Source organism: Zobellella denitrificans (genome assembly GCF_002407485.1).
Taxonomy (GTDB): domain Bacteria; phylum Pseudomonadota; class Gammaproteobacteria; order Enterobacterales; family Aeromonadaceae; genus Oceanimonas; species Oceanimonas denitrificans.
The window spans coordinates 1,990,641-2,005,860 of the sequence record NZ_CP012621.1 but is presented as its reverse complement, the minus strand read 5'-3'; the positions used below and the strand labels follow the sequence as shown (position 1 = coordinate 2,005,860).

The window sequence follows — 15,220 nt, the reverse complement described above, 5'->3', positions numbered from 1 at the left end:
CGGCATTTATGATGGGGACGGCTCGCTGCCGACTCACGGATTCTCGGGTCCGCTGGGAGAGGAAGGCTCAGGGAAGATCGGCAGATGTTGGCAATATAGCCTGCTTCGTGGCATTTTCCCAGTATCTTCAACTGCTTTTAAATATTGGATAAGAACTATGTTTACCGGAATTGTGCAAGGGCAGGGAACTGTACTTGAAATCATCGACAAAACCGATTTTCGCACCCATGTGGTCCGGCTGCCGGCTGCCTTGCTGCCCGGGCTGGCGTTGGGGGCTTCCGTGGCCCACAATGGCTGCTGCCTGACCGTGACCCGCATCGAGGGTGACCGGGTAAGCTTCGATCTGATGGCGGAAACCCTGCGGGTGACCAACCTGGGGCGGCTCGAGGTGGGGGACAGGGTCAACCTGGAGCGGGCGGCGCGCTTTGGCGACGAGATCGGTGGCCATGCCATGTCCGGACACATCATGGCCCAGAGCGAGCTACTGGAACGCCAGCAGAGCGAGACCAACACCAGCCTCTGGTTTTCCCTGCCCGGGGAGCTTGCCAAATACGTCTTTAGCAAGGGCTACATCGGCATCGACGGCATTAGCCTGACCCTGACCCTGGGCGAGGTGCGGGCCGATCGCTTTGCCGTGCACCTGATCCCCGAAACCCTGAGCAGGACCAATATGGGCACCATCCAACCGGGGCAGAGAGTCAATATCGAGATAGATCCCCAGACCCAGGCGATAGTGGACACGGTGGAGCGGGTGATGGCATCTCGATAATATTATGCCAACATACAAGTATCAGGCCCGACATCGCCCGGTTTAGAAATACTGCTCGTCATCCGCATCCACGACCACTTCCACCTCGTCGGTTTCCTGATTGCATTTGACGATGATGTGCATGGAGTTGCAGCAGGCCAGGCAGTCCTCATAGTAGTCCTGGTCGCCGTCGGAGGCGTCCACCACGATGCGGGTATGATGCCCGCAGTGGGGACACACAATGGTTTGCTCGAAATAGTCACGCATGGGCTTGTCCTCGTGTCAGGGCTCAGGCCTCGGGAAGTCCCCGGCAGGAGCGACCACCGTCCAGGGCGATGATCTGGCCGGTCAGGTAGCCGGGGCCATTCAGCAGAAAGGCGGCGGTCTCGGCGATTTCCCGGGGTTCGCCCAGCCGGCCCATGGGGATGGACGCCAGTACCCGCTGCTTTTGCTCGTCGCTCAGTTCGTGCTCCGGCCAGATGATGGCGCCGGGGGCGATGCCGTTGACCCGCACCTGGGGGGCCAGCTCGACGGCCAGGCTCCGGGTCAGGGTCGCCAGGGCGTTTTTCGCCATGCTGTACAGCAGGTGGTGCTGCAGCCCCTTTTCCGCATGGATGTCGATCATGTTGACGATGGCGCCCCGGCTCTGCTTCAGCGCCGGGGCCAGGGCCTGAGTCAGGAAATAGGGGGCGGCGGCATTGGTGGCGGACAGCTCCTGCCACTGGGCCGGCGTCGCCTCACCGAAAGGGGTGGGATAAAAGGCGGAAGCGTTGTTGACCAGACCGTCGAGGCGCCCGAAGCAGCCCAGCGCCCGATCGGCCATGTCCTTGAGCTCATCGAGCCGGGTCAGATCCTGGTACAACAGCTGAACGCTGCCGGGCCTGAGTTCGTTGAGTTCCCGGGCCAGGCTGGCCGCTGCCTGTTCGCTGTGGTGATAGTGCAGAACCAGCCGATAGCCGGCTTGATGCAGAAAGCGGCCCATCTCGGCACCGATGCGCTTGGCGGCGCCGGTAATCAACACCACGGGGTGGGGCATAAAGTCTCCTAACTGGCTACGACCCGATAAAGGCACTCTTTGGCTTCATCGATATAGGGTTCGCCAAAGTGGTTCACGTGATTGAGCAGGTGATAGAGGTTGTAGAGCTCGCGCCGTTCGCCATAGCTTTCCTCCAGTGGCCAGACGGCGTTGTACCCCTGGTAGAAGGCATGGGGAAGCTGGCCGAACAGCTCGGTCATGGCGATATCCGTCTCCCGATCACCGAAATAGCTGGCGGGGTCAAACAGCACCCCCATGTGCTCGCTGAAGGCAAGATTGCCACGCCACAGGTCACCGTGCAACAGGGAGGCGCGGGGATGGTGATTGGCCAGGCGCAGCTTGATGGCGCCGACGATTTCCTCGATATCGCCAAAGCGGATGTCCTTTTCCTCGAGCAATTTCAGCTGCCAGCCGACCCGCTGTTCGGCGAAGAAGGTCGACCACTTCTTGTGCCAGGCGTTGGGCTGCACGCTGGTACCGAGGAAATTGTCTTCGTCCCAGCCGTACATGGGCTGGCTGTGGCTCTGATGGAGATGAGCCAACTGGCGACCGAACATATGCCAGTCCTGCTCGTCCGCGTCGCTTAAGCTCAGGTATTCCAGCACCAGAAAGCTGCTGCTGACGGTGGTGCCGCAGCAGATGGGCCTGGGTACCAGCAGGGTCTGGGTACGCAGCAGGTGCTCCAGGCTGTTCCATTCGCAGCGAAACATATCCACCCGGGCGCGGTCATTTAACTTGACGAAGTAACTGTCGTGGCCGTCGGAAATCCGGAAGGCCTGATTGATATCCCCCCCGGACAGTGGCTTTTTATCCAGGATATGGAAGTCGCTGCCGGTTGCTTCCGAGATCTGACTGGCGATCACTTGCCACATAACGCCTCCGCTGACGCTTGTTTTGTCAACAGTATAGGCCATGCCGGCCGCGGCAAAGTCCACCGGGCCCAAAATAGGAGACACCATGATAAACAAGATAAAAAAATGGTTTGAGGGTACCCGCCCGGCCGCGCCCATCGCACTCAGTGAAGAGGTCGCCGTGGCTGCCCTGCTCACCGAGGTGATGCTGGCCGATGGCGAGGCGAGCGGGCCTGAGCAGCAGCGCATGGAGCAGTTGCTGGCCCGCCTGTTCGGGCAGAGCCAGAGGGAAGTGCACGACTGGCTGGAGCAGGGCCGGGCCCAGCAGCAGGAGGCGGTGTCCCTCTACGAATTCACCTCCCGTCTCAAGACGCTGCCGATCGGGCAACGCGAGGCCATACTGCACGCGCTCTGGCTGATCGCCTTTACCGATGGGCGGCTGGATCCCCTGGAGGAAGCGGTGATCCGCCAGGTTGCCGATCTGCTCTACATTCCCCACAGCCGCTTTATCCAGCTGAAGCACAAGGCCGAACGGCAGGGCGGGTGACGCAACCATGGCGGCCATCGGCCGATTCTGCTAGAGTCTGCAGTCCCCGACCTGTGCCGCCGGGTAGCACCATAAGGCGCGCCAGACTGGCAAGGTAAAGCCAGATGGTCGGGGCGGTAGACCCTTTTTCCCCTTTCACACACTACATGTGCACTTTGGTAGGGTGCACCACTGTTAAGGACATTGCATGCCGACAATTACTCTTCCCGATGGCAGCCAGCGCCATTTCGACAACCCCGTGACCGTGCTGGACGTGGCCCAGGACATCGGCGCCGGCCTGGCCAAGGCCTGTATCGCCGGCCGGGTAGACGGCGAACTGGTGGATGCCTGCGAACTCATCAACCACGACGCCACCCTGGCCATCATCACCGCCAAGGATCAGGATGGCCTGGAGATCATCCGCCACTCCTGCGCCCACCTCCTGGGCCACGCCATCAAGCAGCTGTGGCCGCAGACCAGGATGGCCATAGGGCCGGTGATCGACAACGGCTTCTATTACGATGTGGATCTGGATCACACCCTGACCGAGGAAGACATCGAGAAGCTGGAAGCCCGCATGCTGGAGCTGGCCAAGACCGAGTACCCGGTAGTCAAGAAAAAGGTCAGCTGGCAGGAAGCGCGCGACACCTTTGCCCGTCGGCACGAGCCTTACAAGATAGAAATCCTGGATCAGAACGTCAGCCAGCACGACAAGCCGGGGCTTTATCACCACGAAGAGTACATCGACATGTGCCGGGGGCCGCACGTGCCCAACATGCGCTTCTGCCAGCACTTCAAGCTGCAGAAGGTATCCGGCGCCTACTGGCGGGGTGATTCCAAGAACAAGATGCTGCAGCGCATCTACGGCACCGCTTGGGCCGACAAGAAGGCGCTCAAGGGCTACCTGACCCAGCTGGAAGAAGCGGCCAAGCGCGATCACCGCAAGATAGGCAAGCAGCTCGACCTCTACCACATGCAGGAAGAGGCGCCGGGCATGGTGTTCTGGCACCACGACGGCTGGACCATCTTCCGCGAGCTGGAGCACTTCGTGCGCGACAAGCTCAAGGAATACGGCTACGAGGAGGTCAAGGGCCCCTTCATGATGGACCGGGTGCTGTGGGAGAAGTCGGGGCACTGGGACAAGTACGCCGAAAACATGTTCACCACCAGCTCCGAAAACCGGGAATACGCCATCAAGCCGATGAACTGCCCGGGGCATGTGCAGATCTTCAACCAAGGCCTCAAGTCCTACCGGGATCTGCCCCTGCGCATGGCGGAATTCGGCTGCTGCCACCGCAACGAGCCGAGCGGCGCCCTGCACGGTCTGATGCGGGTACGCGGCTTTACCCAGGACGACGCCCACATCTTCTGTACCGAAGAGCAGATCCAGGAAGAAGTCTCCGCCTGCATCCGCATGGTGTACGACACCTACGGTACCTTCGGCTTCACCAATATCGCGGTCAAGCTGTCGACCCGGCCGGAAAAGCGCATCGGCAGCGACGAGATCTGGGACAAGGCGGAACTGGCCCTGGAAGAAGCGCTCAAGGCCAACGACATCGCCTATGAGCTGCAGCCGGGGGAGGGTGCCTTCTACGGACCCAAGATCGAATTCACCCTGCACGACTGCCTGAACCGGGCCTGGCAGTGTGGCACCGTCCAGCTCGACTTCGCGTTGCCGGGCCGGCTGGGTGCCAGCTATGTGGGCGAAGACAACGACCGTCACGTACCGGTCATGATCCACCGCGCCATCCTGGGTTCCATCGAGCGGTTCATCGGTATCCTGATCGAAGAATACGCCGGCCTGTTCCCGACTTGGCTGGCCCCCACCCAGGTGGTGGTGCTCAATATTACCGACAATCAGGCCGACTATGCCCGCGATCTCGCTAACAGTTTGAATAATGTTGGCATTCGGGCCAAAGCGGACTTGAGAAATGAGAAGATAGGCTTTAAAATCCGCGAGCATACTCTGAAGCGGGTACCTTTCATGCTGGTTTGCGGCGATAAAGAAGTCGAAGCCGGCCAAGTAGCGGTTCGTACCCGGAAAGGACAGGATCTCGGCACCTTCGATGTAGAAGCGTTGACCCGGCTGATTCAGCAGGAGATCCGGACCCGCGGCAAGAACACAGTGGAGGATAGGTTATAAAAGGCGCTAAAAAAGGGGGCAAACCTGCTCCTCGCAACCGACTGAATGAAGAAATCCGACTGAAAGAAGTCCGTCTGGTCGGCCTGGAAGGCGAAGCACTGGGCATAGTGTCCATCAATGAGGCACTCGAAGCCGCCTCCGCCGCAGGCGTAGATCTGGTGGAAATCAGTCCCAATGCCGAGCCGCCCGTTTGCCGTATCATGGATTACGGCAAGTTCCTCTACGAGAAGAGCAAGGCTACCAAGGAACAAAAGAAAAAGCAGAAACAAATCCAGGTCAAGGAAATCAAATTCCGGCCCGGTACCGATGAGGGCGACTATCAGGTAAAACTACGCAACCTGATTCGCTTTTTGGAAGAGGGCAACAAAGCCAAGGTCACGCTGCGGTTCCGCGGCCGTGAAATGGCGCACCAGGAACTCGGGTTCGATTTGCTCAACCGCATCAAGGCGGATCTGGACGAATTGGCCCTGGTCGAGGCCTTTCCCAAGCTGGAAGGGCGTCAGGCCGTCATGGTGCTGGCCCCGAAGAAAAAACAGTAAGGCCCTGCAAGTAGCCGGGCAACGGTGTTGCCCGGCTCGCCTTGCTGTTTGTTGTTATTAACAATGCGGAGTTTTTATGCCGAAAATGAAATCGAACAAGGGCGCTGCCAAGCGCTTCAAGAAAACCGGCTCCGGTGGCTTCAAGCGCAAGCAGTCCCACCTGCGTCACATCCTCACCAAGAAAAGCACCAAGCGCAAGCGTCAGCTGCGCGGCAAGTGTCTGGTCGCTGCGTCCGACGTCGCCCAGATCAAGTCCATGCTGCCGACCGCTTAAGAGGAGAGTGAACAATGCCAAGAGTTAAACGTGGTGTTACTGCCCGCGCTCGTCACAAGAAAGTACTGAAGCAGGCCAAAGGTTACTACGGTGCCCGTTCGCGCGTCTATCGCGTTGCCGTCCAGGCCGTAACCAAGGCCGGTCAATATGCCTATCGTGACCGCCGCCAGAAAAAACGTCAGTTCCGTCAGCTGTGGATCGCCCGTATCAACGCGGCGGCCCGTCAGAACGGTCTGTCCTACAGCCGCTTCATCGATGGCCTGAAAAAAGCCTCCGTTGAAATCGATCGCAAGATCCTGGCTGACATCGCCGTACACGACAAGACCACCTTCACCGCTTTGGTCGCCAAAGCCAAAGAAGCCCTGGTTTAAGTCGCTGCGCGATAATGATGAAAAAGGAGGCTCCGGCCTCCTTTTTTGTTGGCCCCCGGCCGGCCCAGTGGTGGCGGAAAAGGGGCATTTCCTTTATTATCAAGGCCTTTCACATTATTTAGCGTCCGCCAAGGCGGGCAAGTACGAGGAACACATGGATCAGCTGGAAGACGTGATCGTCAAAGCACAGGCGGAGATCCAGGCTGCCGCCAACGCCGTCGAACTGGATGAAATCCGGGTCCACTATCTGGGCAAGAAGGGGATCTTTACCGAGCAGTCCAAGGCCCTGGGCAAGCTCTCGGCCGAAGAACGCCCCGCCGCCGGCCAGGCCATCAACCACGCCAAACAGGCGGTCACCGACGCCATCAATAGCAAGCGCGACGCGCTGCAACTGGCCGAGCTGAACCAGAAGCTGGCCTCCGAGACCCTGGACATCACCCTGCCCGGGCGCCGCCAGTCGGCCGGCGGCCTGCACCCGGTGACCCGCACCATCCGCCGCATCGAATCCCTGTTCGGCGAGCTGGGCTTCCAGGTGGCGGAAGGCCCCGAGATCGAGGACGACTTCCACAACTTCGACGCCCTCAATATCCCGGCACACCATCCGGCCCGCACCGATCACGACACCTTCTACTTCAACCCGGCGCTGATGCTGCGCACCCACACCTCCGGCGTGCAGATCCGCACCATGGAACAGCAGCAACCGCCCCTGCGCGTCATCGCCCCGGGCCGGGTCTACCGCAACGACTACGATCAGACCCACACCCCCATGTTCCATCAGGTGGAAGGCCTGCTGGTGGACGAGAACGTCAGCTTCACCCACCTCAAGGGCGTGCTGCACGACTTCCTCAACAACTTCTTCGAGGCGGATCTGCAGATCCGTTTCCGCCCCTCCTACTTCCCCTTTACCGAGCCCAGCGCCGAAGTGGACGTGATGGGCAAGAACGGCAAATGGCTGGAAGTGCTGGGCTGCGGCATGGTGCACCCCAATGTGTTGTGTTCCGTGGGCATCGATCCCGAGCGTTACAGCGGCTTCGCCTTCGGCATGGGGGTCGAGCGCCTGACCATGCTGCGTTACGGCGTCAACGACTTGCGCGCCTTCTTCGAAAATGATCTGCGTTTTCTCAAGCAATTCCGGTAAGCGGCAGGAGCAATAATGAAATTTTCAAAATCATGGCTGGATGAATGGGTCAATACCGGTCTGGATGCCGAGGCTCTTGCCGAGCAGATCACCATGGCCGGGCTGGAAGTGGACGACATCACCCCGGTGGCCGGTGCCTTCAGCCAGGTACTGGTGGGGCAGGTGGTCGAATGTGGCCAGCACCCGGATGCGGACAAGCTCAGGGTGACCAAGGTGGACGTGGGCGGCGACGAGTTGCTCGACATCGTCTGCGGCGCCCCCAACTGCCGCCAGGGCCTGAAGGTGGCGGTGGCCGTGGTCGGCGCCGTGCTGCCCGGCGACTTCACCATCAAGAAGGCCAAGCTGCGCGGCCAGCCCTCCCACGGCATGCTCTGCTCCTATAGCGAACTGGGCATGGATGTGGACTCGGATGGCATCATCGAACTGCCCGCCGATGCGCCCATCGGTGCCGGGGTGCGTGATTACCTGCACCTCGACGACGCCATCATCGAGGTGGATCTGACCCCCAACCGGGCCGACTGCCTGAGCCTGGCCGGCTTGGCCCGGGAAGTGGGCGTGCTGAACCAGCAGGACGTAAACTGGCCCGAGATCCCAATGGTACCGGCCAGCATCGATGACAAGGTCGAGATCCGGCTGGACGCCCCGGCCGCCTGCCCGCGCTACCTCGGGCGGGTGGTGAAGAACATCGACGTCAAGGCCGAGACGCCCCTGTGGATGCAGGAAAAACTGCGCCGCTGCGGCATCCGCAGCATCGATCCGGTGGTGGACATCACCAACTTCGTGCTGCTGGAGTGGGGGCAGCCCATGCATGCCTTCGACCTGGCCCGGCTCGACGGTGGCATCGTGGTGCGCCAGGCGGAGCAGGGCGAAAAGCTGACCCTGCTCGACGGCAACGAAGTCAGCCTGAACGGCGATACCCTGGTGATCGCCGACCAGTCCAAGGCCGTGGCCATGGCCGGCATCTTCGGCGGCGAGGCCACCGGGGTGAATGAAAACACCCGGGACGTGTTGCTGGAATGCGCGTTCTTCAGCCCGCTGTCGATCACCGGCCGGGCCCGCAGCTACGGCCTGCACACCGATTCCTCCCACCGCTTCGAGCGGGGTGTGGATTACCGCTTGCAGCACAAGGTGATGGAGCGGGCGACCGCGCTGTTGCTGGCCATCTGCGGTGGCGAGGCCGGCCCGGTGGTGGAGGCGGTGTCCGAGGCGCACCTGCCGGCGCGCAACAGCATCACCCTGCGCCACGGCAAGCTGACCCGGCTGCTGGGCATTAACATTCCCGCCACCCAGGTGACCGATATGCTGGCCCGCCTGGGGCTGGACATCACTCCTACCGGCGACGACTGGCAGGTGGAAGTGCCGAGCTACCGCTTCGACATCGCCATCGAGGAAGATCTGATCGAGGAAGTGGCCCGCATCTACGGCTACAACCGCATTCCCAACGTGGCGCCCCAGGCCCGGCTCGACATGTCCCGCCACCGGGAGGCGAACCTGCCGCTCAACCGACTGAAGGACGCCCTGGTGGATCTGGGCTACCAGGAAGCCATCACCTACAGCTTTGTGGATCCGGAGCAGCAGCGGCTGCTGTTCCCCGAGATGGCGCCCCTGGTGCTGCCCAACCCCATCGCCGCCGACATGTCCGCCATGCGGGTGTCCCTGTGGCCGGGGCTGGTTCAGGCGGCGGTCTACAACCAGAACCGCCAGCAGTCGCGGCTGCGGTTGTTCGAGCAGGGACTGACCTTCATCCCCGACGAGTCCGCCGAAAACGGCGTGCGCCAGACCCCGGTGCTGGCCGGCCTGCTGCTGGGCCCGGTGGTCGACGAGCACTGGGACATGGCCGCCAGGGGAGTGGATTTCTTCGACCTCAAGGGCGATCTGGAAAGCCTGCTGGCCCTCGGCGCCGACGAACTGAGCTTCAGTTTCGTGCGCACCGACATCGCGGCCCTGCACCCGGGCCAGTCCGCCGCCCTGCAGCGGGCCGGCCGCCAGGTGGGTCTGCTCGGCGCCCTGCATCCCAGCCTGCTGAAGAAGCTGGGCCTCAAGTCCCAGGCCTATGTGTTCGAGGTGGAGCTTTCGGCCCTCACCGAGCGGGCCGTGCCCGAGGCCGGGGAAGTGTCCCGTTTCCCGGCCAACCGCCGGGATCTGGCCCTGGTGGTGGAACAGTCGACCGCCGCCGGCGATATCCTTGATTTGGTTAGGAAAGTTGGCGGAGATCAATTGGTTGGCTTAAACTTGTTTGACGTCTACCAAGGACAAGGTATTGCCGATGGCAAGAAGAGCCTGGCGCTCAGCTTGGTGTTGCAGGATACCCAACGGACTTTGGAAGAGAAGGAAATCGCCGATACGGTGGCGCGCATCGTATCCGCCCTTTCCGACGAGTTTAATGCTTCCTTGAGGGATTGAGCGTATGGCGTTAACCAAGGCCGATATAGCAGAGCATCTGTTCACCGAGCTTGGCATGAGCAAGCGCGATGCCAAGGAGATGGTCGAAGCGTTTTTCGAAGAGATCCGCAGCGCGCTGGAGCAGGGTGAACAGGTCAAGATTTCCGGTTTCGGCAATTTTGAATTACGCAACAAGGGAGAGCGCCCCGGGCGCAATCCCAAGACCGGGGAGGACATTCCCATTTCGGCCAGGCGGGTGGTCACCTTCCGCCCCGGCCAGAAACTCAAGGCCAGGGTGGAAAACGCAACGCTGCTCAACAACTCGGAATAACCCTTCAAAGCCAGGCACCTTGCCTGGCTTTTTGCTGGTTAGACTAAGGCAGCATTGGCTCCGGGGCCGGCAAGCTGTTAGCCTAATCACAAGTTCATCCAGCAGAGGCGTGCCTCAGTGCGCAAAGGCAATATCGTTATCCTCACGGGGGCCGGCATCTCGGCCGAATCGGGCATCAGGACCTTCCGGGCCAGTGACGGCCTGTGGGAGGAGCATCGCATCGAGGACGTGGCCACCCCCGAGGGCTACCAGCGGGATCCCGAGCTGGTGCACAGCTTCTACAACGCCCGCCGGGCGCTGCTGCAGACGGTAGCGCCGAACGCCGCCCACCAGGCCCTGGCCCGGCTGGAGGCCGAGTGGCCGGAGCGGGTGACCCTGGTGACCCAGAACATCGATGATCTGCACGAGCGGGCCGGCAGCCGCCATGTGCTGCACATGCACGGTGAACTGCTCAAGGCGCGCTGTCCCCGCTCCAATCAGACGGTAGCCTGGACCGGCCCGCTGCACAGTACGGATCTGTGCCACTGTTGCCAGTTTCCCGAGCCCTTGCGGCCACATGTGGTCTGGTTCGGCGAAATGCCGTTGCTGCTGGATCGCATCTACCAGGCCCTGAGCGAAGCCAGCCTGTTCATCGCCATCGGCACCTCGGGCAACGTCTACCCGGCGGCCGGCTTCGTGCACGAGGCGGCCATGCACAACGCCCATACGGTGGAAATCAACCTGGAGCCGAGCCTGGTCAACAACCACTTCGACGAACACCGCTACGGCCCGGCCACGCAGATGGTCAGCCGCTATGTGGAAGAGCTGCTGGCGGGCAGGAAAAAATAGCAAAAAGCCCGCATGATGCGGGCTTTGGTCTTTATGGGGAAGAGGGCGGCTCCTTAGTTGGCGCGCAGCCGTACCCAGTGTTCTTCGTAGACGGCCAGCACCTCGTCGCCCAGATCGTCCTGGAAGTGGCCCTTGGCCACGGTCTCGCCGCTCGGGAACAGCACCTGGTTTTCGGCCACCTCGGCGGGCAGCAGGGCCTTGGCACCCTGGTTGGGTACCGCTATGCCCAGCTCCTCGATGATGCGCGCCGCGATTTCCGGGCGCATCAGGAAGTCGATGAACTGGTGGGCGGCGTCCACCGATTTGGCGTTGCCCGGAATGGCGGCGCTGTCCACCCAGAAGATGGCGCCTTCTTCCGGATAGATATATTCCAGGTTCATGCCGTCCTGCTGGGTCTTGTAGGCCTGGTCACTCCAGATAAGACCAATGGACGCTTCGCCGGTCACGTAGGGCATGCGCGGGTTGTCGGAGTTGTACAGCAGCACGTTGTCCTTCAGCGCCTGCAGCTTCTCGTAGGCGGCCTTGATCTCGCCCGCGTCCTTGCTGTTGGCGGAATGGCCCAGGGTCAGCAACGCCATCTGGAAATTCTCGCGGATATCGTCGGTCAGCATCAGCTGACCCTGCCAGCGGCTGTCCCACAGATCGGCCCAGGCGTCCACCTCGGCGTCGGCCAGCTCGTCCCGGTTGATGGCGATGGCGGTGCTGCCGAAGGCGTAGGGCACGCTGAAGCGGTTGCCCGGATCGAACTCCCGATCCAGCAGGCTCGGCTCGAGCTGCTCAAAATGGGGCAGCTTGCTCTTGTCGAGCGGCTGGAGCATGCCTTCCCGGGCCATCTTGCTCAGCATGTAGCTGGAGGGGAAGATCAGATCGTAGCTTTCGCTGGCACCGCTGGTCTGCAGCAGCTTCAGCTTGGCATAGAGCGCTTCGTTGGAATCGAAGGTGGCGTAATCCACCTTGACACCGGTTTCCTTGGTGAAGTCGGTCAGCACGCTGTCGGGCAGGTATTCGGCCCAGGCGTAGACGGACAGACGATCATTGGCCTGCGCCACCAGGGGCAGGCTGGCGGCCACGGCAATGGCCAGGGGACGGAACCAGGATTGCATATCAGCGTTTATCCCTTAACAAAAGTTGAGACGTCACCACCAGCACCAGCGATACCGCCAGCATGATGGTGGCCAGGGCGTTGACCTCGGGGGACACGCCCACCTTGACCATGGAATAGATTTTCAGCGGCAGGATCTCGTAGGCCGGTCCGGTCACGAAGGAGCTGACGATCACGTCGTCCAGGGACAAGGTGAAGCTCAGCAGCCAACCGGCGGCGATGGCGGGCCTGGCCAGCGGAAAAATAATCTTCCTGAAGGTCACTAACTCACTGGCACCCAGATCCTTGGCGGCTTCCAGCATGCGCAGGTCGAACCCCTTGAGGCGTGAATAGACGGTGATCACCACAAAGGGAAGACAGAAGGTGATGTGGGCGAACAGCAGCGACCAGAAGCCGAGCGAAATGCCCAACACCACGAACAGGGCCAGCAGCGAGATGGCCATGACGATGTCCGGCGACATCATCACCACGAACAGCATGCCGCCCACGAAGCCCTTGCCGCGGAAGCGGTAGCGGTACAGGGCCACCGCCGCCAGGGTGCCGATCAGGGCGGCGAAGGTGGCGGATACCAGGGCAACGGTCACCGAATGGCGGGCCGCCTCCATCAGGCCGGCATTGTTGGCCAGGCGGACGTACCAGTCCCAGGTAAAGCCGTCCCAGCGGATGCCGAAGCGGGAGCTGTTAAAGGAGTTGGCGATCAACACCCCGATGGGGATGTACAGATAGGCGAACACCAGCAGCAGAAAGCCGCCCTTGAACCACTTAATCATCGATGGATACCTTCTTGTTCAGCAGCTTGCCCACCCGGTAGTAGACGAAGATCAGGCCCGCCATCAGCACCGTCAGGGTGATGCTGGTGGCCGAGCCGAAGGGCCAGTCGCGGATATTGAGGAACTGGGTCTTGATGATGTTGCCGATCAGCAGGTTCTTGGCCCCGCCCAGCAGATCCGAGATGTAGAACATGCCCATGGCCGGCAGGAACACCAGCAGGCAGCCGGCGACGATGCCGGGCATGGTCAGCGGCACTATCACCCGGAAAAAGCGGGACCAGGCGCCGGCGCCCAGATCCCGGGCCGCCTCCAGCAGGCGGCCGTCCAGCTTCTCGATGGCGGCATAGAGCGGCAGCACCATAAAGGGCAACAGTATGTACACCAGGCCGATGATCACCGCCAGCTCGGTGAACATGATGCGCAGGGGCTGATCGATAAGGCCGAGGGCCAGCAGGCTGTTGTTGAGCAGCCCCTTGGTACCCAGCACCACCTTGAGCGCATAGGTGCGGATCAGGGAGTTGGTCCAGAACGGCACTATCACCAGAAACAGCAGCAGCGGCCGCCAGCGGCGGGGGCTTTGGGCGATGATAAAGGCGAAGGGATAGCCCACCAGCAGGCACAGCAGGGTGGCGACCCCGGCCATGTACACCGAATGCCACAGTACCTGGAAGTAGAGCGGATCCAGCAGCCGGCCGTAGTTGTCCAGGGTAAACACCAGGCTCACCAGGCTGGCGTGATCCCGGGTCAGGAAGCTGGTGCCGATGATCATCAGGTTGGGCATGAACACGAACAGCAGCAGCCACCCCACGATCAGGCTGACCGCCATGTTGCGGAACAGATTGGCGCGAAACCCCTTAGTGCTGTTCATAGGGCAGGACCACCTCCCAGCGGTCGACCCAGTGGATGTCCACCTGCTGGCCGATGGAATAGTCGAAGTCGGGATCGTCCTCGTCGAAGAACTCGGAGATCAGCACCTGCTGGCCGGACTCCAGCTCCACCAGGGAGTCCAGGGTGGCGCCCTTGTAGTGGCGATCGACGATGCGCCCGGACACCCCCTCGGAAGGGGCGTCGGTGGTACGCATTTTCATGCGCAGATCCTCGGGGCGCAGCAGCACGCACACCTTGTCGCCGGTATTGAAGGGGTACTGGCTGTGCACCAGGCAGCGGCGCCCTTCCACCCGGGCGTGCCAGGCGCCGGCCTCGTCGGCGGGAGCCAGCAGCTCGCCGTCCATGATGTTGATCTCGCCGATGAATTTGGCCACGAACAGGTTGGCCGGGGATTCGTAGATCTCCTTGGGCGCGCCATCCTGCACGATTTTGCCGCCCTGCATCACCACGATGCGGTCGGACATGGACAGGGCCTCTTCCTGATCGTGGGTAACGAACACGAAGGTGATGCCGAGCCGGCGTTGCAGCTGCTTGAGCTCGGTCTGCATCTGCTTGCGCAGCTTGTAGTCGAGGGCGCTCAGGGATTCGTCGAGCAGCAGCACCTTGGGCCGGTTGACCACGGCCCGGGCGATGGCGATGCGCTGCTGCTGGCCGCCGGACAGCTGGTGGGGATAGCGGTTGGCCATCTGCTCCAGCTGCACCATCTTCAGCGCCTCCATCACCCGGGGGCGGATTTCCGCCGCCGGCACCTTCTGCATGCGCAGGCCGAAGGCCACGTTGTCGAAGATGGACATATGGGGGAAGAGGGCATAGCTCTGGAACACGGTGTTGACGTGGCGCAGCTCGGCGGGCACCCGGGTGATGTCTTCCCCGGCCAGGTGGATATGGCCGCTGTCCGCGTCCTCCAGTCCCGAGATCAGGCGCAGCACCGTGGTCTTGCCGCAGCCGGACGGGCCCAGGATAGTGAGGAATTCGCCGTCATAAATGGATAAGTCCAGGTTGTCTATGATAGCTTTGCCGTCAAACTGCTTGCTGATACCGGTCAGGGAGACCAGCGGGGGGGTGTGTTCGGCCATTTGCCCTTATTCACCTCGATGAAAACGCGCCGCGTTCTGGTTTGAAAATGAGCGCGCATTCTAGACCCCGGCCCCCGTAAAGCAAAGCGAATTTTTATGCTTGAACGATGCGGATTTGCTGTTTGTGCTTTCGACAAATTCCCCAATTTTTATAATGGGTTAGCCTGGCTTTCCCCGGCGGCGTCATCCGTTATAATGTCGCCACCCTTGAAATGAG

Annotated in this window: 17 protein-coding genes; 10 read left to right on the top strand and 7 right to left on the bottom strand. The window is 61.5% G+C overall.

Features of this window, described 5'->3' with window-relative positions; translation table 11 throughout:
- Window positions 1-157: 157 nt before the first annotated feature.
- The gene (locus AN401_RS09510; protein ID WP_096779183.1) at window positions 158-769 is read left to right on the top strand and encodes a riboflavin synthase subunit alpha; all 612 of its coding nucleotides are present in this window, start codon (window positions 158-160) and stop codon (window positions 767-769) included.
- A gap of 42 nt (window positions 770-811) precedes the next feature.
- Here the strand turns inward: AN401_RS09510 and AN401_RS09505 are convergent, their stop codons facing one another.
- From AN401_RS09505 to AN401_RS09495, 3 genes are read right to left on the bottom strand one after another with little or no spacing between them, the layout of a single operon-like run.
- Window positions 812-1,015, bottom strand: a complete 204-nt coding sequence (locus AN401_RS09505; protein WP_094038204.1) for a CPXCG motif-containing cysteine-rich protein — start codon at window positions 1,013-1,015, stop codon at window positions 812-814.
- Window positions 1,016-1,037: 22 nt separating this feature from the next.
- On the bottom strand, window positions 1,038-1,784 hold the full coding sequence (locus AN401_RS09500; RefSeq protein WP_096779182.1) for a pteridine reductase: 747 nt from the start codon (window positions 1,782-1,784) through the stop codon (window positions 1,038-1,040).
- 8 nt (window positions 1,785-1,792) lie between these two features.
- Window positions 1,793-2,656, bottom strand: coding sequence for a fructosamine kinase family protein (locus AN401_RS09495; RefSeq protein WP_094038206.1), 864 nt, complete (start codon window positions 2,654-2,656; stop codon window positions 1,793-1,795).
- Between the two features lie 85 nt (window positions 2,657-2,741).
- Between AN401_RS09495 and AN401_RS09490 the strand changes: the two genes are divergently transcribed.
- From AN401_RS09490 to cobB, 9 genes are all read left to right on the top strand, one after another.
- The gene (locus AN401_RS09490; protein WP_096779181.1) at window positions 2,742-3,182 is read left to right on the top strand and encodes a tellurite resistance TerB family protein; all 441 of its coding nucleotides are present in this window, start codon (window positions 2,742-2,744) and stop codon (window positions 3,180-3,182) included.
- A 187-nt stretch (window positions 3,183-3,369) separates the two neighbouring features.
- Window positions 3,370-5,304, top strand: coding sequence for a threonine--tRNA ligase (gene thrS / locus AN401_RS09485; protein WP_096779180.1), 1,935 nt, complete (start codon window positions 3,370-3,372; stop codon window positions 5,302-5,304).
- Entirely contained in the window at window positions 5,301-5,843 is a 543-nt protein-coding gene (gene infC, locus AN401_RS09480) for a translation initiation factor IF-3 (protein WP_094038209.1), read from the top strand. The genes thrS and infC overlap by 4 nt, the downstream gene beginning before the upstream one ends.
- A gap of 76 nt (window positions 5,844-5,919) precedes the next feature.
- On the top strand, window positions 5,920-6,117 hold the full coding sequence (rpmI, locus tag AN401_RS09475; RefSeq protein ID WP_014292509.1) for a 50S ribosomal protein L35: 198 nt from the start codon (window positions 5,920-5,922) through the stop codon (window positions 6,115-6,117).
- A gap of 14 nt (window positions 6,118-6,131) precedes the next feature.
- Window positions 6,132-6,488 carry a 50S ribosomal protein L20 gene (gene rplT, locus AN401_RS09470; RefSeq protein ID WP_094038210.1) on the top strand — a complete coding sequence of 119 codons (357 nt, stop codon included), beginning with the start codon at window positions 6,132-6,134 and terminating at the stop codon, window positions 6,486-6,488.
- A 154-nt stretch (window positions 6,489-6,642) separates the two neighbouring features.
- Window positions 6,643-7,626, top strand: a complete 984-nt coding sequence (gene pheS / locus AN401_RS09465; protein ID WP_096779179.1) for a phenylalanine--tRNA ligase subunit alpha — start codon at window positions 6,643-6,645, stop codon at window positions 7,624-7,626.
- A 15-nt stretch (window positions 7,627-7,641) separates the two neighbouring features.
- The gene (pheT, locus tag AN401_RS09460) at window positions 7,642-10,029 is read left to right on the top strand and encodes a phenylalanine--tRNA ligase subunit beta (protein ID WP_096779178.1); all 2,388 of its coding nucleotides are present in this window, start codon (window positions 7,642-7,644) and stop codon (window positions 10,027-10,029) included.
- Window positions 10,030-10,033: 4 nt separating this feature from the next.
- Window positions 10,034-10,339: an integration host factor subunit alpha gene (gene ihfA / locus AN401_RS09455; protein ID WP_094038213.1), complete on the top strand. Its 306-nt coding sequence runs from the start codon at window positions 10,034-10,036 to the stop codon at window positions 10,337-10,339.
- Between the two features lie 117 nt (window positions 10,340-10,456).
- A complete protein-coding gene (cobB, locus tag AN401_RS09450) occupies window positions 10,457-11,167 on the top strand; it encodes a Sir2 family NAD+-dependent deacetylase (RefSeq protein WP_094038214.1) in 711 nt (236 codons plus the stop codon).
- Between the two features lie 53 nt (window positions 11,168-11,220).
- Here the strand turns inward: cobB and AN401_RS09445 are convergent, their stop codons facing one another.
- From AN401_RS09445 to potA, 4 genes are read right to left on the bottom strand one after another with little or no spacing between them, the layout of a single operon-like run.
- On the bottom strand, window positions 11,221-12,270 hold the full coding sequence (locus tag AN401_RS09445) for an extracellular solute-binding protein (RefSeq protein WP_094038215.1): 1,050 nt from the start codon (window positions 12,268-12,270) through the stop codon (window positions 11,221-11,223).
- Window position 12,271: 1 nt separating this feature from the next.
- A complete protein-coding gene (gene potC / locus AN401_RS09440) occupies window positions 12,272-13,039 on the bottom strand; it encodes a spermidine/putrescine ABC transporter permease PotC (RefSeq protein ID WP_094038216.1) in 768 nt (255 codons plus the stop codon).
- Window positions 13,032-13,907 (bottom strand): spermidine/putrescine ABC transporter permease PotB, encoded by an 876-nt coding sequence (potB, locus tag AN401_RS09435; protein ID WP_094038217.1) that lies wholly within the window; start codon window positions 13,905-13,907, stop codon window positions 13,032-13,034. Before potB ends, potC begins: the two co-directional genes overlap by 8 nt.
- A complete protein-coding gene (gene potA / locus AN401_RS09430; protein WP_096779177.1) occupies window positions 13,894-15,003 on the bottom strand; it encodes a spermidine/putrescine ABC transporter ATP-binding protein PotA in 1,110 nt (369 codons plus the stop codon). The genes potB and potA overlap by 14 nt, the downstream gene beginning before the upstream one ends.
- Window positions 15,004-15,220 lie beyond the last annotated feature (217 nt).